At 60.3% G+C, this 24881-nt stretch carries 26 protein-coding genes; 20 read left to right on the top strand and 6 right to left on the bottom strand.

All coding sequences use genetic code 11. From position 1 onward, the window contains the following. The first annotated feature begins 115 nt into the window (after nucleotides 1-115). From paaE to J4D99_RS19475, 13 genes are all read left to right on the top strand, one after another. Nucleotides 116-1192, top strand: coding sequence for a 1,2-phenylacetyl-CoA epoxidase subunit PaaE (gene paaE, locus J4D99_RS19535; RefSeq protein ID WP_208133431.1), 1077 nt, complete (start codon nucleotides 116-118; stop codon nucleotides 1190-1192). Between the two features lie 100 nt (nucleotides 1193-1292). Further along, nucleotides 1293-2354 (top strand): AI-2E family transporter, encoded by a 1062-nt coding sequence (locus tag J4D99_RS19530; RefSeq protein WP_208133430.1) that lies wholly within the window; start codon nucleotides 1293-1295, stop codon nucleotides 2352-2354. 76 nt (nucleotides 2355-2430) lie between these two features. Further along, the gene (gene paaA / locus J4D99_RS19525) at nucleotides 2431-3387 is read left to right on the top strand and encodes a 1,2-phenylacetyl-CoA epoxidase subunit PaaA (RefSeq protein ID WP_208133429.1); all 957 of its coding nucleotides are present in this window, start codon (nucleotides 2431-2433) and stop codon (nucleotides 3385-3387) included. 127 nt (nucleotides 3388-3514) lie between these two features. Further along, nucleotides 3515-3802: a 1,2-phenylacetyl-CoA epoxidase subunit PaaB gene (gene paaB, locus J4D99_RS19520; RefSeq protein WP_208133428.1), complete on the top strand. Its 288-nt coding sequence runs from the start codon at nucleotides 3515-3517 to the stop codon at nucleotides 3800-3802. Between the two features lie 11 nt (nucleotides 3803-3813). Then, a complete protein-coding gene (gene paaC, locus J4D99_RS19515) occupies nucleotides 3814-4611 on the top strand; it encodes a 1,2-phenylacetyl-CoA epoxidase subunit PaaC (RefSeq protein ID WP_208133427.1) in 798 nt (265 codons plus the stop codon). After that, complete coding sequence (paaD, locus tag J4D99_RS19510; protein WP_208133426.1) at nucleotides 4605-5120, top strand: 1,2-phenylacetyl-CoA epoxidase subunit PaaD; 516 nt, start codon at nucleotides 4605-4607, stop codon at nucleotides 5118-5120. Before paaC ends, paaD begins: the two co-directional genes overlap by 7 nt. Before the next feature lie 131 nt (nucleotides 5121-5251). After that, nucleotides 5252-6034 (top strand): enoyl-CoA hydratase-related protein, encoded by a 783-nt coding sequence (locus tag J4D99_RS19505; protein WP_208133425.1) that lies wholly within the window; start codon nucleotides 5252-5254, stop codon nucleotides 6032-6034. Nucleotides 6035-6129: 95 nt separating this feature from the next. Then, entirely contained in the window at nucleotides 6130-7302 is a 1173-nt protein-coding gene (locus J4D99_RS19500; protein WP_208133424.1) for a 3-hydroxyacyl-CoA dehydrogenase NAD-binding domain-containing protein, read from the top strand. Beyond that, entirely contained in the window at nucleotides 7277-7714 is a 438-nt protein-coding gene (paaI, locus tag J4D99_RS19495; RefSeq protein WP_208133423.1) for a hydroxyphenylacetyl-CoA thioesterase PaaI, read from the top strand. Before J4D99_RS19500 ends, paaI begins: the two co-directional genes overlap by 26 nt. 55 nt (nucleotides 7715-7769) lie before the next feature. After that, nucleotides 7770-9833, top strand: a complete 2064-nt coding sequence (paaZ, locus tag J4D99_RS19490; protein ID WP_208133422.1) for a phenylacetic acid degradation bifunctional protein PaaZ — start codon at nucleotides 7770-7772, stop codon at nucleotides 9831-9833. A gap of 3 nt (nucleotides 9834-9836) precedes the next feature. Beyond that, a complete protein-coding gene (locus J4D99_RS19485; RefSeq protein ID WP_208133421.1) occupies nucleotides 9837-10094 on the top strand; it encodes a DUF7660 family protein in 258 nt (85 codons plus the stop codon). Between the two features lie 33 nt (nucleotides 10095-10127). Then, nucleotides 10128-10883: an enoyl-CoA hydratase/isomerase family protein gene (locus J4D99_RS19480; RefSeq protein WP_208133420.1), complete on the top strand. Its 756-nt coding sequence runs from the start codon at nucleotides 10128-10130 to the stop codon at nucleotides 10881-10883. Between the two features lie 66 nt (nucleotides 10884-10949). Further along, nucleotides 10950-11465 (top strand): hypothetical protein, encoded by a 516-nt coding sequence (locus J4D99_RS19475; RefSeq protein ID WP_208133419.1) that lies wholly within the window; start codon nucleotides 10950-10952, stop codon nucleotides 11463-11465. 21 nt (nucleotides 11466-11486) lie between these two features. Here J4D99_RS19475 and J4D99_RS19470 read toward each other — a convergent pair whose 3' ends face one another. Continuing rightward, nucleotides 11487-11675, bottom strand: a complete 189-nt coding sequence (locus J4D99_RS19470; RefSeq protein ID WP_236018754.1) for a hypothetical protein — start codon at nucleotides 11673-11675, stop codon at nucleotides 11487-11489. Between the two features lie 281 nt (nucleotides 11676-11956). Between J4D99_RS19470 and J4D99_RS19465 the strand changes: the two genes are divergently transcribed. Together J4D99_RS19465 and J4D99_RS19460 are read left to right on the top strand one after the other, a co-directional pair. After that, nucleotides 11957-12646 (top strand): porin family protein, encoded by a 690-nt coding sequence (locus tag J4D99_RS19465; RefSeq protein WP_208133418.1) that lies wholly within the window; start codon nucleotides 11957-11959, stop codon nucleotides 12644-12646. Between the two features lie 277 nt (nucleotides 12647-12923). Beyond that, nucleotides 12924-13226 (top strand): hypothetical protein, encoded by a 303-nt coding sequence (locus tag J4D99_RS19460; protein WP_208133417.1) that lies wholly within the window; start codon nucleotides 12924-12926, stop codon nucleotides 13224-13226. Between the two features lie 65 nt (nucleotides 13227-13291). On the opposite strand, the gene J4D99_RS19455 is transcribed toward J4D99_RS19460, so the two are convergent. Together J4D99_RS19455 and J4D99_RS19450 are read right to left on the bottom strand one after the other, a co-directional pair. Next, complete coding sequence (locus J4D99_RS19455) at nucleotides 13292-13753, bottom strand: DUF4890 domain-containing protein (protein WP_208133416.1); 462 nt, start codon at nucleotides 13751-13753, stop codon at nucleotides 13292-13294. A 91-nt stretch (nucleotides 13754-13844) separates the two neighbouring features. Then, complete coding sequence (locus J4D99_RS19450; RefSeq protein WP_208133415.1) at nucleotides 13845-14249, bottom strand: DUF2059 domain-containing protein; 405 nt, start codon at nucleotides 14247-14249, stop codon at nucleotides 13845-13847. A 276-nt stretch (nucleotides 14250-14525) separates the two neighbouring features. On the opposite strand from J4D99_RS19450, the gene J4D99_RS19445 reads away from it, so the two are divergent. Then, on the top strand, nucleotides 14526-16007 hold the full coding sequence (locus J4D99_RS19445; RefSeq protein ID WP_208133414.1) for a dihydrolipoamide acetyltransferase family protein: 1482 nt from the start codon (nucleotides 14526-14528) through the stop codon (nucleotides 16005-16007). Between the two features lie 143 nt (nucleotides 16008-16150). Then, entirely contained in the window at nucleotides 16151-16366 is a 216-nt protein-coding gene (locus J4D99_RS19440; protein WP_208133413.1) for a hypothetical protein, read from the top strand. Nucleotides 16367-16381: 15 nt separating this feature from the next. Here J4D99_RS19440 and J4D99_RS19435 read toward each other — a convergent pair whose 3' ends face one another. Both J4D99_RS19435 and J4D99_RS19430 read right to left on the bottom strand, forming a co-directional pair. Beyond that, the gene (locus J4D99_RS19435) at nucleotides 16382-18433 is read right to left on the bottom strand and encodes a S9 family peptidase (protein ID WP_208133412.1); all 2052 of its coding nucleotides are present in this window, start codon (nucleotides 18431-18433) and stop codon (nucleotides 16382-16384) included. A 280-nt stretch (nucleotides 18434-18713) separates the two neighbouring features. Next, nucleotides 18714-21344, bottom strand: a complete 2631-nt coding sequence (locus J4D99_RS19430) for a valine--tRNA ligase (RefSeq protein WP_208133411.1) — start codon at nucleotides 21342-21344, stop codon at nucleotides 18714-18716. Nucleotides 21345-22092: 748 nt separating this feature from the next. Between J4D99_RS19430 and aat the strand changes: the two genes are divergently transcribed. Further along, the gene (aat, locus tag J4D99_RS19425; protein ID WP_208133410.1) at nucleotides 22093-22746 is read left to right on the top strand and encodes a leucyl/phenylalanyl-tRNA--protein transferase; all 654 of its coding nucleotides are present in this window, start codon (nucleotides 22093-22095) and stop codon (nucleotides 22744-22746) included. A gap of 156 nt (nucleotides 22747-22902) precedes the next feature. Here aat and J4D99_RS19420 read toward each other — a convergent pair whose 3' ends face one another. Then, nucleotides 22903-23253, bottom strand: a complete 351-nt coding sequence (locus tag J4D99_RS19420; protein WP_208133409.1) for a 4Fe-4S binding protein — start codon at nucleotides 23251-23253, stop codon at nucleotides 22903-22905. Between the two features lie 132 nt (nucleotides 23254-23385). Between J4D99_RS19420 and J4D99_RS19415 the strand changes: the two genes are divergently transcribed. Both J4D99_RS19415 and J4D99_RS19410 read left to right on the top strand, forming a co-directional pair. Next, nucleotides 23386-24402 carry an acyl-CoA reductase gene (locus J4D99_RS19415; RefSeq protein ID WP_208133408.1) on the top strand — a complete coding sequence of 339 codons (1017 nt, stop codon included), beginning with the start codon at nucleotides 23386-23388 and terminating at the stop codon, nucleotides 24400-24402. A 94-nt stretch (nucleotides 24403-24496) separates the two neighbouring features. Further along, nucleotides 24497-24802 carry a hypothetical protein gene (locus tag J4D99_RS19410; RefSeq protein WP_208133407.1) on the top strand — a complete coding sequence of 102 codons (306 nt, stop codon included), beginning with the start codon at nucleotides 24497-24499 and terminating at the stop codon, nucleotides 24800-24802. The last annotated feature ends 79 nt before the right edge of the window (nucleotides 24803-24881 follow it).

Here is a 24881-nt window from a genome sequence, read left to right as displayed (position 1 = left end):
GCCTGCGCTGGCCACAGCGTCTCGCTCGCGCCGCCAGGCCTAGCCTGGTAAAGTGGAAGCAATGCTTCGGCAAGCGCAGCCTGATAACGATTATTGCGCAAGAAACTAACTACAAATGAGCCGCTTTCATAAGTTAACAATCAAGAGCATCACCCGCGAAACGCCTGACTGCGTGTCGCTGGCCTTCGAGGTGCCGGCCGAGCTGCGCGAAACGTTTCGCTACCAGCCGGGCCAGTACCTCACGCTGCGCCGCGAGCACGAGGGCGAGGAACTGCGCCGTAGCTATTCTATTTCCAGCAGTCCGCTCGATGAGGAATGGCGCGTGGCCATCAAAAAAGTGCCGGGCGGCCGCTTTTCGACCCTAGCCGTGGAAGACGGCCTGCGCCCCGGCGACACGCTGGAGGTTCTGCCCCCTCAAGGCCGCTTCACCCCCACTCTGCACCCTAGCCAGGCCAAACGCTACGCGCTGTTTGCGGCCGGCAGCGGCATCACACCCATCCTAAGCATAGCACGCACGGTGCTCCTCACGGAGCCGGCCAGCCACGTGTACCTGGTGTATGGCAACCGGGGCCGCAACTCCATTATTTTCAAGGAACAGATTGAAGGCCTGAAGAATAAATTTCTCGGCCGGCTGAGCGTGTACCATATTCTAAGCCGCGAGCAGGGCGAAAGCGACTTGTTTTATGGGCGGGTAGACGAGGCCAAAACGGCGCAGCTGCTGCGGCAGCTTATTCCGGCCGCCAGCCTCGACGAGGCGTTTATCTGTGGCCCCGAGGAAATGATACACGGCGTGCGCGCGGCCCTCTCCGAAGCCGGCGTAGCGCCAGAAAATATTCACTTTGAGCTTTTTGCCTCGGCCAGTGGCCCTAGCAAAACGGCGGCCCCCCTCCGCCCGGTGGGCGAAGACGACCAGAAGAGCCAGGTGACCGTGCGCCTCGACGGCCGCGCCTACCGCCTCGACATGTCGTACTATGGTGATACCGTGCTTGATGCGGCCCTAGCGGCGGGCATTGATGCGCCGTATTCGTGCAAGAACGGCATGTGCAGCACCTGTTTAGGCCGCGTCACCGCTGGCACCGCGGCCATGGATGTAAACTACTCGCTCTCGACCGAAGAAGTAGCGAAGGGGTACGTGCTTACCTGCCAGGCCCGGCCCACGTCGCCAGAGGTCACCGTCGACTTCGACCAATAGGCTGGCCCTCGCCTTTTACCGGCCGGCGATAAGGGTAGCCGAGCCGTATAGGTGTTGAGCTAAGTACTACTCAGCGTCTGTCTTTTTGCCGGTTGCGTTTATGGAAAACCTCACTCCTCGCTCCTCCCTTTCGCCATACGTGCAGCGGGTGCTCATCGCGGTGAGCCTCACGCTGCTGGTATTGGCCCTAGCGGGCCTGCTGGGGCTGGCGTTTGGGGTGTTTTTGCGACTGCTTGCGGCGCTGTTGATTGCGCTGCCGCTGCGGGCCGGCGCGGCGTGGCTGCACCGCCGCATCGGGCTACCCGAGGGGCTCGCGCTGGCGCTGCTGGCATTGGTGGTGCTGGCTTCGCTAGGGAGCATGGGGTGGCTATTTTCGGCTAAGCTGAGCGCGCAGGTGAGTGTCTTGAAAGAGCAGCTGCCAGCAGCCATTCGCACGGTGCAGGCCCGCGTAAGCGGCACCGAATGGGGCCAATGGCTGGCCGGCGAAAACTTTGACTTGCGCAAGGCAATGGGCGGTACCTCCGAGTGGCTAGGCCGGGCCACGGGCATTTTTTCGACCACCCTCAGCATTTTGGCCGATGGCTATGTGATACTCTTCCTGGCCGTTTTTCTGGCCCTCCAGCCCAAAACCTACCGGGCCGGCCTGGTGATGCTGGTGCCTAAGGCCGGCCGCGCCCGCGCCCATGAGGTGTGCGACAAGCTCAGCGATACGTTGGTAAAATGGGTGCTGGGCCGGCTCGCCTCCATGGTGTTTGTGGGCGTGCTTACCGTGGTGGGCCTCAGTTTTCTGGGGATGCCGCTGGCGGCAGTGCTAGGGCTGTTTGCGGGCTTGGTTACGTTTATCCCCAACATCGGGCCGGTGGTTTCGATGGTGCCGGCTATTCTGCTGGCGTTTTTCAACGGGGGCCCGCACATGGCGCTGTACGTGCTGCTCCTTTACCTAGCGGCCCAAACACTGGAAAGCGCCGCCGTATCGCCGGTGTTGCAGCAGCGGCTGATTTCGCTGCCGCCCGCGCTCATTTTGGTGGGGCAGCTTATTATTGGCTCGTTTACGGGGCTGCTGGGGCTCACGCTGGCTACGCCTATTATTGCCATTATTACGGTGCTGGTCAAAATGCTGTACGTGCACGACGTACTGGGCGATGACACGGCCGACGTATAGCCGCCGGGCTAGCCACATTGGTTAAATTTTCCTTAACTTTGAAAAACTAACACTTGTTAGTATTTGTTGTTCGCTTATGGAAACGCTCGCCCAAGACCTCTCTCCCGAAGAACAATTTCAGGCCCGCATCGACGCCGATATTCGCATCGAGCCCAAGGACTGGATGCCCGAGGCGTACCGCAAAACGCTCATCCGGCAGATTTCGCAGCACGCGCACTCCGAGCTGGTAGGCATGCTGCCCGAAGGCAACTGGATAACGCGGGCGCCTTCGCTCAAGCGTAAATCCATCTTGCTGGCAAAGGTGCAGGACGAGGCGGGCCATGGCCTCTACCTGTATAGCGCCGCCGAAACGCTGGGTACCTCGCGCGACCAGATGCTCGCCGACCTGCACTCGGGCAAGGCCAAGTACAGCAGCATTTTCAACTACCCCACCCTGAGCTGGGCCGATATGGGCTGCGTGGGCTGGCTCGTGGATGGCGCTGCCATCCTTAACCAGGTGCCGCTGTGCCGCACGTCGTACGGCCCCTATGCCCGGGCCATGGTGCGCGTGTGCAAGGAGGAAAGCTTTCACCAGCGCCAGGGCTTCGAAATAATGCAGACGCTCTGCGAGGGCGCGCCGGTCCAGAAGGAGATGGCCCAGGAGGCCCTCAACCGCTGGTGGTGGCCCACGCTGATGATGTTTGGCCCCAAAGACAGCGAATCGCCGAACACGGCGCAGAGCATGAACTGGCGCATCAAGCGCTTCACCAATGATGAGCTGCGCCAAAAATTCGTGGACATGATGGTGCCCCAGGCCGAGTTTCTGGGCCTGACCGTGCCCGACCCGGCCGTGAAGTGGAACGAAGCGCGACAGGCCTACGACTTTGGCGAGGTGAACTGGGAAGAGTTCTGGAACGTGGTGAAAGGCAATGGCCTCTGCAACCACGAGCGCCTGCAAGCCCGCGTGCAAGCCCACGAGGAAGGCGCCTGGGTCCGCGAAGCCGCGCTAGCCCACGCGGCCAAGCGCAAGGCCCGCGAAGCCGTGGCGGTGTAATTAAGCAAAGCAGAACGTCATGCTGAGCTTGTCGAAGCATCTCTACTGCGCCGCTAGGGTCACTAACCGAATGGCGCAGTAGAGATGCTTCGACAAGCTCAGCATGACAGCAGTTAAGTAAGATGTTATGAATCAACAAGAATGGCCTCTGTGGGAGGTTTTTATCCGCAGTAAGCAGGGGCTCGACCACAAGCACGTGGGCAGCCTGCACGCCGCCGATGCGGCCATGGCTATGCAAAACGCCCGCGACGTGTACACCCGCCGCCTTGAAGGCGTGAGCATCTGGGTGGTCGAGTCTAAGCACATCCACGCGTCCAACCCCGATGAGGCAGCCGAGTTTTTCGACCCTGCCGCCGATAAAGTGTACCGTCACCCCACGTTCTACGACGTGCCGGACTCCATCAAACACATGTAAGCCTGCGGTTTATGTCAGCTACTCAGCCCGAGCAATCTACCGCTACTGCCGCCCAGGGGGCTAGCCCCCTGTTTCCCTTCGTGTTGCAGCTGGCCGATACCAGCCTTATTCTGGCGCACCGCCTTTCGGAGTGGTGCGGGCACGGCCCCGTGCTGGAGCAGGATTTGGCCCTAGCCAATATTTCGCTCGACCTGCTAGGTGAGGCGCGCAGCTACTACCAGTACGCCGCCGAGCTGGAGGGCAAGGGTCGGACCGAAGACGACCTGGCTTACCTGCGCTCGGCAGTGGAGTACCGCAACCCGCTGCTGGTGGAGCAGCCTAATGGCGATTTTGCCCACACTATTGTGCGGCAGTTTCTGTTTGATAATTTTCATTATCAATTGCTTAAAGGCTTGAAGGACGGCCCCGACGCCCGGCTAGCCTCCATTGCTGAGAAGTCGCTGAAAGAAGCCGCCTATCATCTTAAGTGGAGCTCGGAGTGGATAATTCGCCTCGGCGATGGCACGGATGAAAGCCGTAAGCGCCTCGACAAAGCTATTGCCACACTTTGGCGCTTTGCCGGCGAGCTGACGACGCCCACGGCTACCGAAAGCCAGCTGCAGGAGCTAGGTCTGGTGCCCGATTATGTCGCGTTGTGGCCTGCTATACAGGCGCATACGGCGCACGTACTGGCTGAGGCCACAGTGCCGGAGCCCCCGGCGCCTGTGGCGCAGCTAGGGGGCAAAACCGGCCGCCACTCCGAGCACCTCGGCTACCTGCTGGCAGAGCTGCAATACCTCCAACGCACCTACCCCGGCCTGACGTGGTAACCACTTCGCCCCCAGCCCCTACTGAAGCCCACATCTGGCAAGTGCTGGAAGAAGTGAGCGACCCCGAGGTGCCGGTGCTCAGCATTATCGACCTGGGCATTGTGCGCGCCGTGGCGGTAGCAGGCGAGCACATCACGGTTACCATTACGCCTACGTACTCGGGCTGCCCGGCCATGAGTGCCATTGCCACCGACATCCGGCTGCGGCTGCTGGCTGAAGGCTATAACCAGCTGACTATCAAGAACCAGCTTACCCCGGCCTGGACCACCGATTGGATGAGCCTAGCCGGCCGCCAGAAGCTCGAAGCCTACGGCATCGCGCCGCCCATCGATGGCACGGCTACCGGCCACGTGCTCAACCTCTTCGGCCAGGATACGGCCGTGCGCTGCCCGCTCTGCAAGTCGGAGCATACGCACCTGGTCAGCCAGTTTGGTTCTACGGCATGCAAGGCGCTGTACCAGTGCGACGACTGCCGCGAGCCCTTCGATTATTTCAAATGCCACGCCTAGCCCGTAGTACGAAGCTTTCGCTTGGTGCGCCAGTGCAGTGAGCCGGGGCTGCCGGACTACAGCCCTAGCGCAAGATGCTCGCCTTGCTCGCGCACCAAGCGGAAGCTTCGCGCCACTTTTCACTCCTTCCTATGTCCGACACCTCCCTGCTCTTCACCCTTGCCGATGGCGTGGCCACGCTCACGCTCAACCGGCCCGACGTTTTCAATAGCATCAACAAGCCCCTGGCGCTGGCCTTGCAGCAGCGGCTGCGCGAGTGCCAGGCCGATGCCAGCGTGCGCGCCGTAGTGCTCACGGGCACCGGCCGCGCCTTTTGTGCGGGCCAGGACCTGGCGGAGATAACCGGCCCCGATGCGCCCGATGTGTCGGAGATTGTGGAGGAGCACTACAACCCACTCATTATATTAATCCGGGAGCTTGAAAAGCCCGTAATCGCGGCCGTAAACGGCGTGGCTGCCGGCGCGGGCGCCAACATTGCGCTGGCCTGCGACATCGTAGTAGCGCGCGAATCGGCCTCGTTCATCCAGGCATTCAGCAAGATAGGCCTGGTACCCGACAGCGGTGGCACCTACTTTTTGCCGCGCCTCGTGGGTATGCAGCGCGCCAGCGCCCTCATGCTGACCGGCGACAAAGTGAGCGCGGCCGAAGCTGTGCAGATGGGCATGATTTACAAAGCGTTTGCCGATGCCGATTTTGAGCAGGAAGTGAGCGCGCTAGCCCGTAAGATGGCTGCTCTGCCCACCAAAGGCCTTGCCTACACCAAGCAGTTGCTCAACAGCACCTTCGCCCACGACATGGCCCAGCAGCTACGCGCCGAGGGCGACTACCAGCTGCGCGCTGGCCAAACCGCCGACTACCGCGAAGGCGTGTCGGCCTTCCTCGAAAAGCGCCAGCCCACCTTCACCGGCCAGTAAATTTCAATGATTTTTTAATGCTTACTAGTTGATGTTGCTCCGGATTGACTGAGCATCATTAACCAGTAACTAGTAAGCAATTAACCATTATAAAGATGACCATCGGTATCATTGGCAGCGGCGCGATGGGCGCGGGTATTGCGCAAGTGGTGGCCACGGCCGGCCACGAGGTGCACCTACTCGACCAGAATGCGGCGGCCCTCGACAAGGCGCTGGCTAGCATCGGCGCTAGCCTCCGCAAGCTGGCCGAAAAAGGCAAGCTGACCGCCGAAGCGACCCTGGCCCGGCTGCACCCTACGGCTAGCATGGCCGACTTCGCCGACTGCGGCCTAGTCATCGAAGCCATTGTGGAAGACTTAGGCGTGAAGCAGCAGGTTTTCAAGCAGGTAGAGGCTATTGTATCGGCCGACTGTGTGCTGGCCAGCAATACGTCTTCGCTCTCCATTACCTCTATCGCGGCGGCCTGCCAGCGGCCCGAGCGCTTTGTGGGCATCCACTTTTTCAATCCGGCGCCGCTCATGCAGCTGGTTGAGGTCATTCCGGCGGTGCAAACGCGCGCCGGGCTAGCGGAGGAAGTGCGCGCCTGGGTGCAGGGTTGGGGCAAGCGCCCGGTGCTGGCCCAGGACACGCCCGGCTTCATTGTGAATCGTGTGGCCAGGCCCTTCTACGGCGAGGCTATCCGCATTTTAGAGGAAGGTATTGCCGACATTGCTACCATCGACTGGGCGCTCACCGAGTTGGGCGGCTTTCGCATGGGGCCGTTTGCGCTGATGGATTTTATCGGCCACGATGTGAATTACCGGGTCACCGAGTCGGTGTTCAATTCCTTCTTCTACGACCCGCGCTACCGGCCGTCGTTCACCCAGCGGCGGCTGTTTGAGGCCGGATACTACGGCCGCAAGGCGGGGCGCGGCTTCTACGACTATGCGCCCGGGGCTAGCCAGGCCGAGCCCAATCGTGATACCGAGCTAGGCCGGCACATCGTGCAGCGCGTGCTGGCCATGCTCATCAACGAGGCCGCCGATGCCCTGCACCTGCGCGTGGCGTCGGCTCCCGACCTAGAGCTGGCCATGACTACGGGCGTAAATTATCCGAAAGGCCTGCTGGCCTGGGCCAATGAACTGGGTACCAGCCAGGTGCTGGCCACGCTCGATGACCTCTACCACGAGTACCACGAGGACCGCTACCGCGCCTGCGCGCTGCTGCGCCGGCTAGCCCGCACCAACCAGCCCTTCCCAACGCATGAGCCCGTTACCGCCCACCCCTAGCCAGACCGCCGAGGCCGTAAAAACGCTGATGCTCAGCCAGGATTCGTTCAGCAAAATGCTGGGCCTGGAGGTAGACGAAGTTGGCCCCGGCTACTGCCGCCTGCACTTTGTGGTGCGGCCCGACATGCTCAACGGCTTTGGCGCCCTGCATGGCGGCGTCACCTTCGCGGCGGCCGACACAGCATTTGCCTTCGCCTGCAACAGCCACGGCCGCCAGAGCGTGGGCCTCACCGTGACCATCGACTACCTCGAAGCCGGCCGCCCCGGCGACGTGCTCACGGTAGAGGCTAGCGAGCTCAGCCTCAAGCACAAAGTGGGCGTGTACCAGGTGCGCGTCAGCAACCAGCACGGTGTGGCGCTGGCCTTGTTCAAGGGCACCGCCTACCGCACCAGCCACGAGATTATACCCTAGCGCACTAGCCCAGCCGCCAGGGCTGCGCTTATCCAACCCGTTCTTCATTACTCCCATGACGCCCACCCTCGAAAATTACACCCTCGGCCGCTGGACGCCCGGCGCCGCCGACCCGCACGAGCTACGCGACGCCAGCACCGGCGAAGTCATTGCCCTAGCCAACACCGAAGGCTTTGACTTTGAGCAGATTCTGGCTTACGGCCGCCGCGTGGGCAACCCCGCCCTGCGCCGCATGACCTTCCACGAGCGTGGCCGCATGCTTAAGGCGCTGGCCTTTCACTTGCAGGAAAAAAAGGAGCTTTTCTATGAGCTGAGCTACCGCTCGGGTGCCACCCGCGCCGACTCGTGGATTGATATTGAGGGCGGCATCGGCAACCTGTTTGCCAATGCCTCGCTGCGGCGCAAGTTTCCCGACAAGCCGTTTTATGTGGAGGGCGAGCCGGTGGGCCTGAGCAAGGGCGGCACCTTCATGGCCCAGCACCTGCTGGTGCCCCGCGAGGGCGTGGCCGTGCACATCAATGCCTACAACTTCCCCATCTGGGGCATGCTGGAGAAAATCGCGGTGAACCTGCTGGCCGGCATGCCCGCCGTGGTGAAGCCAGCCGTGCCCAGCGCCTACCTCACCGAGGCAGTGGTACGCGAGATTATCGCCAGCGGCATCCTACCCGAAGGCGCGTTGCAACTCGTAGTCGGCTCGGGCCAAGGTATTCTTGACCACGTTACGTACCAGGATGTGGTCACCTTCACCGGCTCGGCAGCCACCGGCGCCAAGCTGCGCGCCCACCCGCGCATCATCAGCGAGGCAGTGCCTTTTACCCTGGAGGCCGATTCGCTCAATGCCGCCGTGCTGGGTTCCGATGCCCGCCCCGGCACGCCGGAGTTTGACCTTTTCATCAAGGAAGTCCGCAAGGAAATGACGGCCAAGTGCGGCCAGAAATGCACCGCCATCCGCCGCGCCATCGTGCCCGCCGAGCTGCTCGAAGACGTGCAGATTGCCCTGGGCAAAGCGCTGGCCCAGACCACCATTGGCCACCCGCAGGCCGAGGGCGTGCGCATGGGGGCCCTAGCTGGCCGCGAGCAGGCCGAACGCCTGCGCGAGCAGGTGCGCCAGCTCGCCAAAACCACGCCCATCGTGTACGGCGACCTCGAAAACGTCGAAATCCTGGGCAAGGAGCGCGGGGCTGACGCGGCCAAGGGCGCGTTCATTTCGCCCATCGTGCTGCGCAACGACCACCCCTTCCAGCACCTCGACAGCCACGAGCTGGAAGCTTTCGGCCCGGTCGTGACGCTCATGCCCTACCACGACCCTAGCGAAGCCGTGGCCCTGGCTAACCTCGGCAAGGGCTCGCTGGTGTGCTCGCTGGCCACCAACGACCCGCGCCTGGCGCAGGATTTCGTGCTGGGCGCAGCCACCCACCACGGCCGCATTCTGGTACTCAATGGCGAGATGGCCAAGGAAAGCACCGGCCACGGCTCGCCGCTGCCGCAGCTCGTGCACGGCGGCCCCGGCCGGGCCGGCGGCGGCCAGGAAATGGGCGGCATCCGGGGCGTCGAGCACTTTATGCAGCGCGTGGCGCTGCAAGGCTCGCCCAGCATGCTTACCGCCATCACGGAGGTGTACCAGACGGGCGCTAAGACGGTGGAGTACGACAAGCACCCCTTCCAGCGCTACTTCGAGGAGCTGGAAATCGGCGAAACCTACACCACCCACAAGCACACTGTGACGGAGGCTGACATCAGCGCCTTCGCCGGTATTTCGGGCGATAACTTCTACGCCCACGTCGATGCTACGTCGCTGGAAGGCACGCTCTTCACCGGCCGCGTGGCCCACGGCTACTACGTGCTGAGCAAAGCGGCCGGCATGTTCGTAGACCCACGCAAAGGCCCGGTGCTCCTCAACTACGGCCTCGACGAGTGCCGCTTCACCAAGCCTGTGTATCCCGGCACTACTATTGGCGTGACGCTCACGGTGAAGGAGAAAATCGGCCAGGAAAAGCGCGACGAAAACGACATCGCCAAAGGCATCGTGCGCTGGCTCGTGACGGTGACAGATGAAACGAAGGAAACGGTAGCCGTGGCGACCATCTTGACGATGGTAAAGAAGAAAAACCAGGAATAAGCGATGAGTGATAACGTGGACGCCCTTCCCGTAAATAGTCGCGCATCTTTCGTTGCTTTTTTGGCGCTGCTACAACAGGACTTGGTCTGCAATCCTATCAGATGGGAGAACAAGACCTTGGCTGATTTTCTAGCTGCTATGCATAGCTACGCCGAAGACATTCAAGGCTATTACGACAATACTGACCAATCGATAAATGCCAATGAAGCCCATTGGCAAGTCTTTGCCGATATTATGAGAGGTGCCCGGGTATACGAGTAGTCTGTATTCGACCTTCTTTTCCGTAACACTTATATGAGCAACCTCACTGCTGGCCACGTCACGGCCGCTACCGATGCTGCGGGCATCACCACCATCACCTTTTTCCACCCGGCCCATAATTCGCTGCCCAGCGCCATTCTGGCCCAGCTAGCCCGCACCATCACCGAAAAGGGCCAAGACGCCGCTACCAAAGTCATCATCCTGCAAAGCGAGGGCGAGCGCACGTTTTGCGCTGGCGCCAGCTTCGACGAGCTGCGTGCCGTGGCCGATGCGGCGCAGGGCCTAGCGTTTTTCTCCGGCTTTGCGCACGTTATCAACGCCTGTCGCACCTGTCCCAAGCTCATTATCGGGCGGGTGCAGGGCAAGGCCGTGGGCGGCGGCGTAGGGCTAGCCGCCGCTACCGATTACTGCCTGGCCACCACCCACGCCGCCATCAAGCTCAGCGAGCTAGCGGTGGGTATCGGCCCCTTCGTGGTCGGCCCGGCCGTGGAGCGCAAAATCGGCACCTCGGCCTTCGGCCAGCTCGCCATTGCTGCCACCGAGTTCCGCTCGGCCGAGTGGGCCGCCAGCCACGGCCTCTACGCCGAGGTACTACCCGACCTGGCTAGCCTCGACGCGGCCGTGCAAGCCCTGGCCCAGCGCCTGGCCGTCTCCTCGCCCGACGCCATGCGCGAGCTAAAGCAAGTGCTCTGGGCCGGTACCGGGCACTGGGACAAGCTACTCGTGGAGCGCGCCGCCATCAGCGGCCGGCTGGTGCTCTCGGAGTTTACGCGGGCGGCCATTGGGTAATTTACGGTTATAGCGCAGTCAACTTCATTGCATCATTGGCTAGTTCTGAGTAGCTTGCCTTTTCTGATGGATTTACCTATTACACGCCCTAGCTTAAATTATTTCCTCGGTCTAGTACCTGCACTGCTACTCACAGCCTTTTTAGCGGCAGCAGGTATGTCAGGATTAGCGGCGTTAAGCATTGGCTTATTAATCTGGCTAATCTACTGTTCTAGCCATTCGGGCCAAGAAATCAGTTCCGACAAGCAGTTCACCCGTGCTTATTATGGCTGGGGCAACTTGCATTTAGGCAGTTGGCAGCCGCTACCCAAGATAGTAGGCGTAACGGTAAAGTCCTTTTCTCACATGGGTAGCGGACCTGCGCCTAGCCGCACTAGTTGGGGTCAATGGGATACGTCAGCTACTCGCTACGAAGAGGCAGTGATACTGCTGTCAGTAGCTGATTCCGTTAATGGACTTATTGTTGGGCATTATTCGCTCGACGAATTGCCTGCCACCTTGCAGCTTGCACGCGCCACCGCTGAGTATCTAGGAGTACCGCTTCGCACATATTTACCGCTACACAGCGTCAGCTTACCCTAATGTGTAGAGTGTAGAGGTAAGCTACAGCGCCGTATCCAGCACCTCATCCCCAGCGTCAGCCATGGTCTTGGCTAGGTTCTCGATGTTTAGGCTGCGCGCCGAGGCGTCGAAAATCTTGCGGTAGGTGCCGCGTTTTTCATAGAGTTGCAGGTGGGTGCCGCCTTCCACCATTTCGCCTTTTTTCATCATGCAGATGCAGTCGGAGTCCACAATTTAGGCGAGGCTGTGGGAGATGATGACCACCGTGCGGCCCTGCTTGATGGCGTTGAGGCTGGCGGCGGGAGGGCCGCACGAAGGGCAGCAGGCGTTGAATAATTTGCCAAAGGCTCATGGGCACCGAAACTGTAACTGCGTGGCTAGACGGGCGTAGCGCGGCCGGGGTTATTTTTTGAAGTGCACCAGGCCCCAATTGGCGCAGTTGTTGGTGGGCAAAAACCAGGCGTGCGCCGTTGCGCGTATGCTCTGTTACCCATTTTTAGTTATTCTATCTTATGGCAAAACTCCTTTCCCTGGCGGCCGGGGCCGCTCTGCTAGCCCTCGCCGCGGCGCCTTCGGCCCACGCCCAGTCTGTTCGCTTCGGCGTGAAGGCCGGTGCCAACCTCTCAAACCTCTCGGGCGACCTCGTCAACCAGAGCCAGTACAATAACCGCCTTGGCTTTCATGGCGGGGTGATGCTCAACTTTGGCCTGGCCAATGACTTGGTGTCAATTCAGCCCGAGGTGCTGTATTCGCAAAAGGGCTTTAAGTACGCCGACCAGTCGTACACCACCGCGCTTGGCACCTACCGCAACACCGGCAACGTGCGCTACGACTACCTCGACGTGCCCGTGCTGGTGCGCCTGAAGGTAAGCGGCGTCTTCTTCGAAGTAGGCCCGCAGTACAGCTACCTGATGAACATCTCGACCGACCGCACGCAGACTTATCAGTCGCCTAACGCCACTACGCCTTCTACGGTGGGCAACGCCGGCTCCGGTACCACCGACCTCACCAACGTGAACCGCAACGAGCTCGGCTACGTAGGTGGCATCGGCTTTCAGTCGAGCCAGGGCTTCTTGCTGGGTGTGCGCTACAACGGCGCCTTCACCGACTTTGCCAAGGATGGCTACAGCAACAACGACTTCAAAAATGCGCGCAACTCGGCTTTCCAGGCTTATGTGGGCGTGCTGCTAGGCGGCAAATAAGCGCCCTGGCTAGCCACAAAAAAGGCCGCTGCCCTGGTTAGGGCAGCGGCCTTTTTTTGTGGCTAGCCCTCCCGGGAACCGGGCCTTTCGCTCCGCCCACAATCGACGCCATGAAAGGGCGACTGCAAACGGTAATTGGTCGAAGCAAACGGGGCGAGCGTCTAGCCAAAGTGGGCCGCACGTACTATTTCGGCACCTTCGGCAGTTTAGAGGGCAGCAGCAGGGCGCTGCTCGTGGTGCCGACACCACGCTTGCCAACTTTTCTCCGCACAAGTACATGGTACGAATTGCCCTTTTTGCCTGCCTGCTGGGGCTACTCGTCCCGGCCGCGCCAGCCACTGCTGCCCCTAGCCATGCCAGCTGGCCCTTTTGGCTATCGCAGCCCGAGCGCCACGGCCAGCGCAAGCTGCCCGGCGACTACACCCACATCAACAAAACCTACCGCAACCACAGCCGCAACGATGGCGAGGGGCTCTTCAGCTTCCTGCACTCGGGCAACCGGCGCTCGGCGCTGGCCCGCCACCAAAACCGCCCGCATCCACACCGCGGCGGGCGCAAGCACACCAGCGGCATTTTTTAGCATAGTCAGCAAAAAGCCCCGGCGGTAGGCCGGGGCTTTTTGCTTTGTACCTAGTGGCTACCAGGTTAGGCGTCGGTTTTGGTCTTGATTTTCACCTTGCCGTCCTTTTCCTTCACTTTGCCATCTTGGGGCTGCATGGCGCCGGGGCCGCCGCGCTGGCGGCGGTTGGCTTCGAGCGTTTGCATCTGGGCAAACTGGTCGGGGGTAAGAATGGCCTTGAGCTGGTCGTCGTATTTGGCGCGGTTGGCTTGCATTTGGGTGCGCAGCTGGTCGCGGTCGGCGGTGCCGGCGCGCATCTGCTCACGCATGGCCATCATTTCCTGGCTGCGGGCCAGCAAGATGGGCTGCACCTTGGCCGCCTGGTCGGCGCTAAGGCCTAGCTCTTTGGTGAGGCCCTCGGTTTGGCGGGCCGCCATAGCTTCGGGCGTGAATCGGGGGCGGCCGCCGGCCTGGTCAGGGGCAGTTTGGGCCGAGGCAGCCGTGGCCGAAAGTGCAAGGGCCAGCAGGGGCAGCAAAAACTTTTTCATGGGGTCAGTACAAAAAAATAATAGATAAGAAGAAAACGTCAAGTCGGCTTCGTGCGGTGTTAGAGGCCGGCCTGGCGGAGAAGTTTAAGGGCTAGCGGCGGTACTGGGCTTCCCAGCGAGCGCGCTCCTGGGGCGTCACGCGGTGGTTTTGGGCGTAGCCGTAGTTGTGGCCGCGTTCCCAGTCGCGGCGCTCGTTCTGGGTCACGCGGTGGTCGCGGTCGAAGCCGTAGTTCTGGCTGCGGTCGAAGTGGTCGTCGCGGCCACGGTCATTGTCGCGGCGGTCGTTATCGTGGTGTTGCTGGGCTTCGTAGCGGGCTATTTCTTCGCGGGCCACGCGGTGGCGGCGCTCGTAGCCGTGGTTGAAATCGCGGTCGCCGGGGCGCTGCTGCTCGTAGCGGCGGTCGTCGCGGTCGTGGTTGTTGAAAGGAGCGGCAAAGGCACCGGTGCTGGTAAGCAGGCTAGCGGTAGCGAGAGCGGCAAAGAGGAAGGATTTCATGGCCTTGGAAAAGAAAAAGTCGTTGAAAAGAAAGCGAACCCAGCCGCGCCGGTAGCCTAGTGCCATCGGCTGGTTGAGTATCCCTTTGCAAATGCGTGGCCGAAAAAGTGGCCTAGCGGCCTGCTTCTGCCCTATTCCCTCTTAACCCCGACCAACGCCGCGATTGTGCCGATTGAAACCCGGCCGGCGCGGGGGCGTTGGGCTTCTGACTACCTTTGCGGCTCGAAACTCCCTCCCACCCCACCCTACGTTTTTTAAGAACCCCGCCCCCGAATTATGGCCCGAGTGGAAATGACGATGCCCAAGATGGGCGAATCCATCATGGAAGGCACCGTGCTGAAATGGCTCAAGCAAGTTGGCGATACCATTGAGCAAGACGAGTCGGTGCTGGAAGTAGCCACCGACAAGGTCGATACTGAAGTGCCCGCCCTACACGCCGGCGTCCTGGCCGAAATACTGGTGCAGGAAGGCCAGGTAGTGGCTGTGGGCGCGCCCATTGCCCGCATCGAAACCGATGCCGCCAGCGCCCCTAGCGCGAACACCGACGACCTCGAAGAAGCCAGCGCCAACCCACCGGTAGCGGAAGACGTGCGCACGCTACACGAGGCCCCGGCCGGCGACGCCGACGTGCCCTACCTGCCTGGTCCCAACAACCCCGTCTCAGCGCCCGAGTCGGCTGGCCCTGCCCACCCGGTGCAGGAAGGCCGCTTCTATTCGCCGCTGGTGCTCAGCATTGCCCGCGAGGAAGGCATCAGCATGGCCGACCTGGAGCGCCTTCCCGGTACCGGCCAGGACGGCCGCGTGACCAAAAAAGACATTCTGGACCACGTAGCGGCCGGCAAGCCGTCGTTGCAACCGGCCGCCGCACCTGCCGCCCCGGCGCCGCAGGCCGCGCCCGCTAGCCCTGCCCCAACGCCGCAAGCTACGCCCACCGCAGCGCCGGCCCCGCAGCCCGCAGCGGCTCCCGCAGCTAAAGCGGCTCCTGCACCGGCGGCGCCCAACTCCAACGGCCAGGCCCCGGCCAGCAAGCCGGCTCCCTCGGTGTCGGGCAACCAGGAGCTAATAGAGATGGACCGCATGCGCAAGATGATTGCGCAGCGCATGGTGGACTCGAAGCGGATTTCGCCGCACGTCACGAGCTTCGTGGAGGCCGACGTGACCGAACTGGTGAACTGGCGCAACAAGCATAAGGACGCTTATAAGAAGCGCGAAGGCGAAAACCTGACGTTTACGCCCATCTTCATCCAGGCCGTGGCCCGCGCTATTCAGGACTACCCGATGATTAACGTGTCGATTGATGGCGACTACATCATCAAGAAGCGCGACATCAACATCGGCGTGGCGGTGGCGCTGCCCAGCGGCAACCTCATCGTACCGGTCATTCACAACGCCGACCAGCTCAATCTCAACGGCCTGAGCAAGAAGGTAAACGACCTCGCCAACCGCGCTCGCCAAAACAAGCTCAAGCCCGAAGACCTCGAAGGCGGCACATACACGCTGAGCAACGTGGGCTCGTTTGGCAACGTGATGGGCACGCCCATCATCATGCAGCCGCAGGTGGCCATTATGGCCGTGGGCGCCATTAAGAAGAAGCCCGCCGTAATTGAAACGCCGCAGGGCGACCTCATCGGCGTGCGGCACTTTATGTTCCTCAGCCACAGCTACGACCACCGCGTGGTCGATGGCTCGCTAGGGGGCATGTTTGTGCGCAAAGTAGCTGATTACCTCGAGCAGTTCGACCCGAACACGACGGTGTAATTGCCGCTGCTTGTATTAATAAAGAACGTCATGCTGAGCTTGTCGAAGCATCTCTGTCGCGCCGCTAGGGTACTAACCCAACGATGCGACAGAGATGCTTCGACAAGCTCAGCATGACGTTCTTACTTTTTTGCCTTGTTCTCATGAAAAACATCCTCTTCATTGCCACCCTAGCCATTTCGCTGGGTCTCATCATCTTCCTTTACCAGCGCCTTACCGCCACAGAAGCCGCTTTGCGCGTAGCCGAAAAGCATTTTGCTGACTGCCAGCAGGTGACGTTTCAGCTGCAAAACCAACTGAGCGAAGACGAAAAAAGCGCGGCGGCCCATTCGACCACCGCGCCTTCCATTTCGCGCTAAGCGGGGGCTAGCCCGCTATATCGTCGTTTTCGACCCTAGCAGCAGAAACAGAAACGCGTATTGGCGCGCCACATCGTGCAGAGCTTTGAAGCGGCCCGAAGCACCGCCGTGGCCGGCTTCCATGTCGGTGTGCAGCAGCAGCAGGTGGTTGTCGGTTTTGGTGGCGCGGAGCTTGGCTACCCACTTGGCAGGCTCGAAATACTGCACCTGCGAGTCGTGCAATCCGGTGAGCACAAGCATGTTGGGATATGCCTGGTCCTTCACGTTGTCGTAGGGCGAGTACGAGAGCATGTAGTCGTAGTACTTTTTATCGGCGGGGTTGCCCCACTGGTCGTACTCGCCGGTAGTGAGCGGAATGCTGGCGTCCGACATGGTCGTGACGACGTCCACGAATGGCACGGCGGCGATAACGCCCTTGTAGAGGTCGGGGCGCATGTTCACCACGGCGCCCATCAGCAGGCCGCCTGCGCTGCCGCCTTGGGCAAAAAGCTTGCTGGTAGACGTGTATTTCTCCTTGATGAGGTAAAGCGAGCAGTCGATAAAGTCGGTAAACGAGTTTTTCTTGTGCAGCATGCGGCCGTCCTCAAACCACTGGCGGCCAAGCTCCTGCCCGCCCCGGATGCTGCACAGCGCATAAGCAAAGCCGCGGTTGAGCAGGCTCAGGCGCGCCGATGAAAAGGTAGGGTCCATCGACAGCCCATAGGAGCCGTAGGCGTATTGCAGCAGCGGGCCGGTGCCGTCCTTTTTGAAGCCTTTTTTATAAACGATAGTCAGGGGAATTTCTTTGCCGTCGCGGGCTTTCACAAATATGCGCTCCGTCACGTAGTCTTCCTTGTTGAAGCCCCCTAGCACCGGCTGCTCCTTCAGCAGGGTCAGCTTTTGAGTAGCCATGTTGTAGTCGTAGGTGCTGGTCGGCGTCGTAAACGAGGTGTAGGTGAGGCGCAGCACGGGGGTGTCAAACTCGGGGTTGGCGCCGATGAACGTGGTGTAGGCCGTTTCGCGGAACGGCACCACCTGCCCGATTTCGGTAGCCAGGTTGATAACACGCAGCTCGCGCAGGCCCTCGGCGCGCTCGTTCAGCACGAGGTAGCCTTTGAAAAGCTCCATCTGCTCAATGAACACGTCTTCGCGCTGCGGCACCACGTCTTCCCACTGCGCCTTGCTGGTATTGCTGAGCGGCGTAGCCATCACCCGGAAGTTGGGCGCCTCCCAGTTGGTGAGCACGTAAAACTCGCCGTTGGCGTCCTGCACCTCGTAGAGGTGGTCGGGCTCACGCTTCAAAAACACCTTAAACTGACCGGTGGGCTTGCTAGCCTCCAGGTAGCGGTACTCCGACGACAGCGAACTGTGCAGGGTAATGCCCACGTAGCGACGCGACTTGCTGCGCTCAATGTTGACGCCGAAGGTGTTATCCTTTTCCTCGTATACCAGCACGTCGTGGCTAGGGTCGGTACCGAGCGTGTGCCGGTACACCTGGTAGGCGAGCAGCGTGGTTACATCCTTTTTGGTGTAAAAGACGGTCTTATTGTCGGCCGCCCAGACAGCCTGGCCGGCAGTGTTAGCGATTTTTTCGGGGTATAACTGCCCGGTAGCTAGATTTTTAAAGTAAAGCGTATAGAGCCGGCGGCTCACCTCATCGACGCCGTAGGCTAGGGTCTGGTTGTCGTCGCTCACCTCCGTGCCACCGATGGCAAAGTAGCTTTTGCCCTCGCCCATCTCGTTGCCGTTGAGCATGATTTGCTCGGCGCCATTGAGGCTGCCCTCCTTGCGGCAGTAGAGCGGGTATTCGCCGCCGGTTTCGTAGCGCGTATAGTAGTAGTAGCCGTGGTCGCGGTAGGGCACCGAAGCGTCCTGTTCTTTGATGCGGCCTTTCATCTCGGTGAAGAGCTTGTCTTCCAGCGGCTTCACGGGCGCCATCTTCTCGTCGAAGTAAGCATTTTCCTGTTTCAGGTAGTCGAGCACCTGCGGGTTCTCGCGCTCATTGAGCCAGTAGTAATTGTCGGTGCGGGTGCCGTGGGGCGAGACAAGCTGCTTAGGCTTGCTAGTAGCAACGGGCGGATTGGACATAGAGCCAGAAGATGAAGCCTGGCCCTGTGCGGATATCGCAGCAAGGCTAGCCAGGCAGCTTAACCAGAAGGTAGATAATATTTTCATATGAACCGAAGGGTAATTCACTGCTTCAAAGAAACGTCAGAAACAACAACCACGTGGCACAGCGTGGCTGCTGCCTGCTTAACAATAGTTTACAGAAATCCTGCTTAACAAGCAGTTACACGCTAAAGCGCCCGGCCAGGCTGATAGTGTATTCAGTCGGGCCGGGCGCCTGGGCTAGTGTTTTTTATGCGGGCTAGAGCACCTTTAGCGTTTGCTCTAGGGCGGTGATTTTTCCTTCGGCGTCGGCTAGCTTCTGGCGCTCGCGCTCCAGTACGTCGGGCTTGGCGTTGGCCACAAATTTCTCGTTGCCCAGCTTCTTATTTACTGAGTCGCGGAAGCCGATGGCGTATTCTAGCTCTTTCTCGACACGGGCACGCTCGGCGACGGCATCCACCTGCATTTCGAGCGGAATAAAGAACTCGCTGCTGCCTTGCACGAAGCTCACCGAGCTAGCCGGACCTTCGGTCACAAAAGTCAAGTCGCTGAGGTTAGCCAGCTTGCGCACGAGCCCGGCGTAGGTTTGGATAGCGGCCGAGTCGTCAGTTTTCACCGCTAGGGCTACCTGCTTGGTGGGGCCAATGTTTTTCTGGTTGCGCACGTTGCGCACGCCCGCTACAATGGCTAGGGCCTTGTCCATGCTCGCCAGCACCTCGGCGCTGTCAGCGGGCGCGGTCACTTTGGGCCAGTGGGCCACGCACACGTAGTCTTTGGGGCCGCGCTCGGCCAGCTCGTGCCATAGCTCTTCGGTGATGAAGGGCATGAACGGGTGCAGCAGCTTGAGCAGCGTTTCGAGAAAATCGACGGTTGCGCGCAGCGTTTCGGCATCAATGGGGTGCTGGTAGGCCGGCTTCACCATTTCGAGATACTGCCCGCAGAAATCGTCCCACACGAGCTTGTACACCGTCAGCAACGCGTCGCTCATCCGGAATTTCTCGAAATGCTCGTCGAGCACCGCTACGGTTTCGGCCAGCTTAGCTTTAAACCAACTAACAGCCTGCGCGTTGGCAAAGGGCAGCGCGTTGTCCACCTCCCAGCCTTTTACCAAGCGGAAGGCGTTCCAGAGCTTGTTGTTGAAGTTGCGGCCCTGGTCAATCAGCTTCTGGTCGTAGAACAAGTCGTTGCCTGCGGGCGACGAAAACAGCATGCCCGTGCGCACCGCGTCGGCGCCAAAGTCGCGGATGAGGTCGAGCGGGTCGGGCGAGTTACCGAGCTGCTTGCTCATCTTGCGGCCCTGTGCATCGCGCACAATACCCGTGAGGTACACGTTTTTGAACGGCACTTCCTTGCGATATTCCAAGCCGGACATAATCATGCGGGCTACCCAGAAAAACAGGATTTCGGGGGCCGTCACCAAGTCGTTGGTCGGGTAGAAGTAGTTGATGTCGGCGTTGTCGGGGTCGTCGAAACCGTCGAACACCGAGATGGGCCAAAGCCACGACGAGAACCAGGTATCGAGTACGTCCTCGTCCTGGCGCAGGTCGCTGGCTTGCAGCGCGTTGTTACCGCTCTGCTCGCGGGCCAGCTCTACGGCTTCGGCCTCGTTCTGGGCCACTACAAACGAGCCATCGGGCAGGTAGTAGGCCGGAATGCGCTGGCCCCACCACAGCTGGCGCGAGATGCACCAGTCACGCACGTTCTCCATCCACACCCGGTACATGTTCTTGAACTTGGGCGGGTGCAGCTTAATGGTGTCGTTTTCCACCACTTCGAGCGCGGGCTTGGCCAAGTGCTCCATTTTCAGGAACCACTGCAAGCTCAGCTTGGGCTCAATCACGGCGCCGGTGCGTTCCGAGGTCTGCACGATGCTGGCGTACTCCTCGATTTTGTCGAGCAGGCCGGCTTCCTGTAAATCCTTCACGATGTTGCGGCGGGCCGCAAACCGGTCCTGGCCCACGTACAGCTCGGCCTTTTCGTTCAGCGTGCCGTTATCGTTCAGAATGTCAATAACTGGCAGGTTGTGTTTCAAACCCAGCTCGTAGTCGTTGAGGTCGTGGGCAGGCGTCACTTTCAGCGCGCCCGTGCCGAAGTCCACCGTCACGTACTCATCCTGAATAACCGGGATTTCGCGGCCTAGCAGCGGGATGCGCACGCGCTGCCCGGCCAGGTCCTGGTAGCGCGGGTCGGTGGGGTTCACGGCCACGGCCACATCGGCCATCACGGTTTCGGGGCGCGAGGTAGCTACCGTGAGGAAGCGGCCGGGCTGGCCCACCACCTCGTACTTGAGGTGGTACATCTTGGCCTGGGTGTCCTTCGGAATCACTTCCTCATCCGAGATGGCGGTGCCGCCCAGCGGGTCCCAGTTCACCATGCGCACCCCGCGGTAAATCAGGCCCTTGCGGTACAGGTCTACGAATACGCGCAGCACGGCCTCAGTTAGCTTGGGCTCCATCGTGAAGCGCGTGCGGCTCCAGTCGCAGCTAGCCCCTAGCTGCTTCAGTTGCTCCAGAATGATGCCGCCGTACTTCTCCTTCCAGGCCCAGGCGTGGGTCAGGAAGTCTTCGCGGCTCAGGTCTTTCTTATTGATACCCTGCTCCTTGAGCATGGCCACTACCTTGGCCTCGGTGGCGATGCTGGCGTGGTCGGTGCCGGGCACCCACAGTGCTTCCTTACCCTGCATCCGGGCGCGGCGGACCAGCACGTCCTGAATGGTATTGTTGAGCATGTGGCCCATGTGCAGCACGCCCGTCACATTGGGCGGCGGAATGACCACGGTGTAAGGCTGCTTGCGGGGGTTGGGTTTGGCTTGAAAAAAGCCCTGCTCCTGCCAGCGCTGGTACCATTTGGCTTCAACGTCGGCGGGCGAATAGGTTTTGGCGAGGGACATTAGGGAGAGATTCTGCTACTAGGGGGCAAAAGTACGGCAAACCGCTAAGGTGCCGCTTTTGCTTTTCGCTAGCTCTGGCGCGAGTTTAGCGCAGCGTAACTCGTGTCTTTTTTATTGTGGAGGTTGCACCTCCACTGCCGCGCCAGCGGCAAGGCGGTATTGGGCGACTCTCACTAGCCACCAGCTGTAGCTTGCCGCGTTGCGGCAGATGAGGTATAACCTCATCATTATTATTTGTCACGAATTAGGCTTCGCTTAAACTCGCGCCAGTTAGGTGCCTCTTAGTTGAGCAAGTATCATCGCTTCTCTGACTGCATTTCGGCCAAAGTCTTTATGAAAAGGAAAGCTAGGCTGATAAACGAAGCGGCAGATAGTTTGGTCACGAAACGTAATCTGGTAAACCGGGCCACTTATAGCTTCTACTTTCCAAACTTCAGTCCGTGGCCTAGTTATCAATCGCACTCCATTTTTCAATACAACTTGGCTTTCTGCTATATAAACACAATATGTAGCTACATATAAGTAATAAAACAGGAGTAGAAAGCCTATTGAAAGAATAAACAAATGAATTGCATCCTCACTATAGCTCATCAATAATGCAGTAAGAATACAGGCCACTAGGCTAGCTAAAATACAGACACGAGTTTGTCTAAAAGTCAAAAAACTTACTTTCATACTTTGGTATAAATCACAACTGCCGTCCGTGTTTTGCCTTTGTGCTAGCAATGTAAATACAATCACCAACCTAATGCCCCTCGCCTTCCCGCCACCTACCGCCGCGCGCGACGACCTCGACGGCCTGCTGCTGCTCGGCGGCCAGCCTACCGTCGAAAACCTGGTGGCGGCCTACAGCCAAGGCATTTTTCCGTGGCCGGTAGAGGGCTGGCCGCTGGCCTGGTTTTGCCCGCCGCGCCGGGGCATTTTGCGGCTGGCTAGCCTGCACGTGGGCCGCAGCCTGGCGCGGGCGCAGCGGCAGTCGCTGTGGCGCATCAGCTTCGACACCGCGTTTGGGCAGGTGATACGGGCGTGCCAGGTGCAGCCACGCCCCGGCCAGGACGGCACCTGGATAACGCCGCAACTGGTGAGCGGCTACACGGCGCTACACGCCGCCGGCTATGCCCACAGCGTGGAGGTATGGGAGGGCGACGAGTTGGTGGGCGGCCTTTACGGCGTGGCCGTGCTAGGGGTGTTTGCGGGCGAAAGCATGTTCCACCATCGGCCTAATGCCTCGAAGCTGGCAGTGCTGGCCCTAGCTGAGCATTTGCGAGCAAGGGGGGCTAGCTGGTTTGATATTCAGCAACTGACGCCGCACATGGCGGCGCTGGGCGCGGAGGAGGTATCGCGGCACGAGTTTCTGGCGCTGCTGGCGGCCGAGCAGGATTCAAGGCGGCGGTTGTTTTAAACGCCAATAAATAAGGAACGTCATGCTGAGCCTGTCGAAGCATCTCTACCGCGCCGCTAGGGCCTCGTTCGGGAGAGATGCTTCGACAGGCTCAGCATGACGTTCTATTGATTCACACACAACAAAACGCGGACTCGCAGAGTCCGCGCTACATCCTTACGCCGCCTTGTGCAGCCACTGCTGCTTCTGGGTCAGGCGCTCGCGGCTTTCGCGGTGGTCGGGGTCATCTACGCAGCAGTCTACGGGGCACACGGCGGCGCACTGTGGCTCCTCGTGGAAGCCTACGCATTCCGTGCACTTATCGGTCACGATGTAATAGTACTCGTTCGACACTGGCTTTTGGGGCTCGGTGCCGCCAGCCAGGTGGCCGTCGATGGTCTGTACTTCTTTCAGCGTGGTGCCATCGGCCCAGCGCCACTGGGCACCACCCTCGTAAATAGCGGTGTTGGGGCATTCCGGTTCGCAGGCACCACAGTTGATGCACTCGTCGGTTATCATGATGGCCATTGCCGTCGTCTCCTTATGCTAGTGAGTAATTTTACTTGGTCAAAGCTGCCCGGCTGTACGTAAAAGCGCCGGGGCCGGCCGGTTTGAACCCTCAAAAGTACGGCTCATTCGGCCTCGCTGCTACCCTTTCTTATGCTGAATCAACCTGCCCGCCTCGCTGCCTTTGCGGCGCTGGGCCGCCGCCTCGCCTCTCTTTCCGACGACGAACTCACCGACCTCGCGGCCCGCGCCCGCAACCGCAACGGCTGGTTTGACCTGCCCAACGTGCGCGCCGCCATCACCGGCATTGCCCACCTGCTGGCCGAGCCCGAGCTCGGCCGCTGGGCCGGCCGCTACCCCGCCGAGCCCGCTAGCCCCCGCCAAGTAGGTGTGGTGATGGCCGGTAATATTCCGCTCGTAGGCTTCCACGACATGCTATGCGTGCTGCTGAGCGGCCACACGCTGCTGGCCAAGTCTAGCAAGGAAGACACTGTGCTCATGCTTTGGATTGCCAAGGAGTTAACCCAGATTGAGCCCGCCTTCGCTGAGCGCATTCAGTTTGTGGAGCGCCTCAATGCGGCCGATGCCTTCATTGCCACCGGCTCGGACAATACGGCCCGCTACTTCGAGTTTTATTTCAAGAACAAGTCCCACCTCATTCGGCGCAACCGCACCAGCCTGGCCATCCTCACGGGCCAGGAAACGGCTGAGGAGCTGGCGCAGCTAGGCCCCGATATCTTCCAATATTACGGCCTGGGCTGCCGCAACGTGAGCAAGCTCTACGTGCCCGAAGGCTACGATTTTGTGCCGCTGCTCGACGCGCTCCAGCCCTGGCAATCGGTACTGAATCACCACAAGTACCAGAACAACTACGACTACAACAAGAGCATCATGCTCGTGAATGCCGTGCCGCACTTCGACAATGGCTTTCTGCTGCTCACCGAGCGCGCGGCGCTGGTGTCGCCTATTTCGGTGGTGCACTACAGCACCTATACGCAGGAAATCGACCTGCTTGACCAGCTTACCGATGTGGCAGCTCAGACGCAATGCCTCGTGTCGGCCGGTGGGCGCTATCCCGGCTCGTTTCCGCTAGGCCGCGCCCAGAACCCCGGCGTGGCCGACTACGCCGATGGCATCGACACCATGGAATTTTTGGCGGCCGAATTGTAAACAGAAATGGCCCGAAGTTGGTACACTAAAAGCCCCACTGCCTGCGTACTACAGATTATTCTACGCTTTTATTCACCTACCGCTCTCCTGCCTTATGTTTGCCCCCACCACCGACCATCCGGTCGAAACCATTGAGAAAGAGGTTATTCCCAATTTACGCTTCGCCCCCACTGATGTGCTGGCCGACCAAGCGCAGCTAGACCGCCGCCGCACTGATGCCGAGCGTGCCGCCCGCCTCGGCAACGCCTACCACGGCAAGCTCGATATTTTCTTTCAAACTGCCGATGGCCAGACCAAGCGCGTGCAAACCGCCGTGTGGGCTGCCCACCCCGGCTACCTCACCCTAAAAGCTGGCATTATGCTGCCGCTGCGGGCCGTGCTAGGGTTCGATTTTTATTAAATTCTGAACCACGGATTCGGACGGATTTTTCGGATTAGTCGGATTTTGTGGACGAGTATTTAGCCATTTGTTTCGTTAG

The sequence above is a fragment of the Hymenobacter sp. BT559 genome (assembly GCF_017571525.1).
Classification (GTDB): Bacteria; Bacteroidota; Bacteroidia; order Cytophagales; family Hymenobacteraceae; genus Hymenobacter; species Hymenobacter ginsengisoli.
Note: the sequence above shows the minus strand (reverse complement) of the source record. Positions and strands in the feature narration are given on the sequence as shown.

Excerpts from the sequence above, each read along its gene's own strand:
- paaE (WP_208133431.1), top strand. The coding sequence starts at position 116 with ATGAGCCGCTTTCATAAGTTAACAATCAAGAGCATCACCCGCGAAACG.
- J4D99_RS19530 (WP_208133430.1), top strand. The coding sequence starts at position 1,293 with ATGGAAAACCTCACTCCTCGCTCCTCCCTTTCGCCATACGTGCAGCGG.
- paaA (WP_208133429.1), top strand. The coding sequence starts at position 2,431 with ATGGAAACGCTCGCCCAAGACCTCTCTCCCGAAGAACAATTTCAGGCC.
- paaB (WP_208133428.1), top strand. The coding sequence starts at position 3,515 with ATGAATCAACAAGAATGGCCTCTGTGGGAGGTTTTTATCCGCAGTAAG.
- paaC (WP_208133427.1), top strand. The coding sequence starts at position 3,814 with ATGTCAGCTACTCAGCCCGAGCAATCTACCGCTACTGCCGCCCAGGGG.
- J4D99_RS19505 (WP_208133425.1), top strand. The coding sequence starts at position 5,252 with ATGTCCGACACCTCCCTGCTCTTCACCCTTGCCGATGGCGTGGCCACG.
- J4D99_RS19500 (WP_208133424.1), top strand. The coding sequence starts at position 6,130 with ATGACCATCGGTATCATTGGCAGCGGCGCGATGGGCGCGGGTATTGCG.
- paaI (WP_208133423.1), top strand. The coding sequence starts at position 7,277 with ATGAGCCCGTTACCGCCCACCCCTAGCCAGACCGCCGAGGCCGTAAAA.
- paaZ (WP_208133422.1), top strand. The coding sequence starts at position 7,770 with ATGACGCCCACCCTCGAAAATTACACCCTCGGCCGCTGGACGCCCGGC.
- J4D99_RS19485 (WP_208133421.1), top strand. The coding sequence starts at position 9,837 with ATGAGTGATAACGTGGACGCCCTTCCCGTAAATAGTCGCGCATCTTTC.
- J4D99_RS19480 (WP_208133420.1), top strand. The coding sequence starts at position 10,128 with ATGAGCAACCTCACTGCTGGCCACGTCACGGCCGCTACCGATGCTGCG.
- J4D99_RS19475 (WP_208133419.1), top strand. The coding sequence starts at position 10,950 with ATGGATTTACCTATTACACGCCCTAGCTTAAATTATTTCCTCGGTCTA.
- J4D99_RS19465 (WP_208133418.1), top strand. The coding sequence starts at position 11,957 with ATGGCAAAACTCCTTTCCCTGGCGGCCGGGGCCGCTCTGCTAGCCCTC.
- J4D99_RS19460 (WP_208133417.1), top strand. The coding sequence starts at position 12,924 with ATGGTACGAATTGCCCTTTTTGCCTGCCTGCTGGGGCTACTCGTCCCG.
- J4D99_RS19455 (WP_208133416.1), bottom strand. The coding sequence starts at position 13,753 with ATGAAAAAGTTTTTGCTGCCCCTGCTGGCCCTTGCACTTTCGGCCACG.
- J4D99_RS19450 (WP_208133415.1), bottom strand. The coding sequence starts at position 14,249 with ATGAAATCCTTCCTCTTTGCCGCTCTCGCTACCGCTAGCCTGCTTACC.
- J4D99_RS19445 (WP_208133414.1), top strand. The coding sequence starts at position 14,526 with ATGGCCCGAGTGGAAATGACGATGCCCAAGATGGGCGAATCCATCATG.
- J4D99_RS19440 (WP_208133413.1), top strand. The coding sequence starts at position 16,151 with ATGAAAAACATCCTCTTCATTGCCACCCTAGCCATTTCGCTGGGTCTC.
- J4D99_RS19435 (WP_208133412.1), bottom strand. The coding sequence starts at position 18,433 with ATGTCCAATCCGCCCGTTGCTACTAGCAAGCCTAAGCAGCTTGTCTCG.
- J4D99_RS19430 (WP_208133411.1), bottom strand. The coding sequence starts at position 21,344 with ATGTCCCTCGCCAAAACCTATTCGCCCGCCGACGTTGAAGCCAAATGG.
- aat (WP_208133410.1), top strand. The coding sequence starts at position 22,093 with ATGCCCCTCGCCTTCCCGCCACCTACCGCCGCGCGCGACGACCTCGAC.
- J4D99_RS19420 (WP_208133409.1), bottom strand. The coding sequence starts at position 23,253 with ATGGCCATCATGATAACCGACGAGTGCATCAACTGTGGTGCCTGCGAA.
- J4D99_RS19415 (WP_208133408.1), top strand. The coding sequence starts at position 23,386 with ATGCTGAATCAACCTGCCCGCCTCGCTGCCTTTGCGGCGCTGGGCCGC.
- J4D99_RS19410 (WP_208133407.1), top strand. The coding sequence starts at position 24,497 with ATGTTTGCCCCCACCACCGACCATCCGGTCGAAACCATTGAGAAAGAG.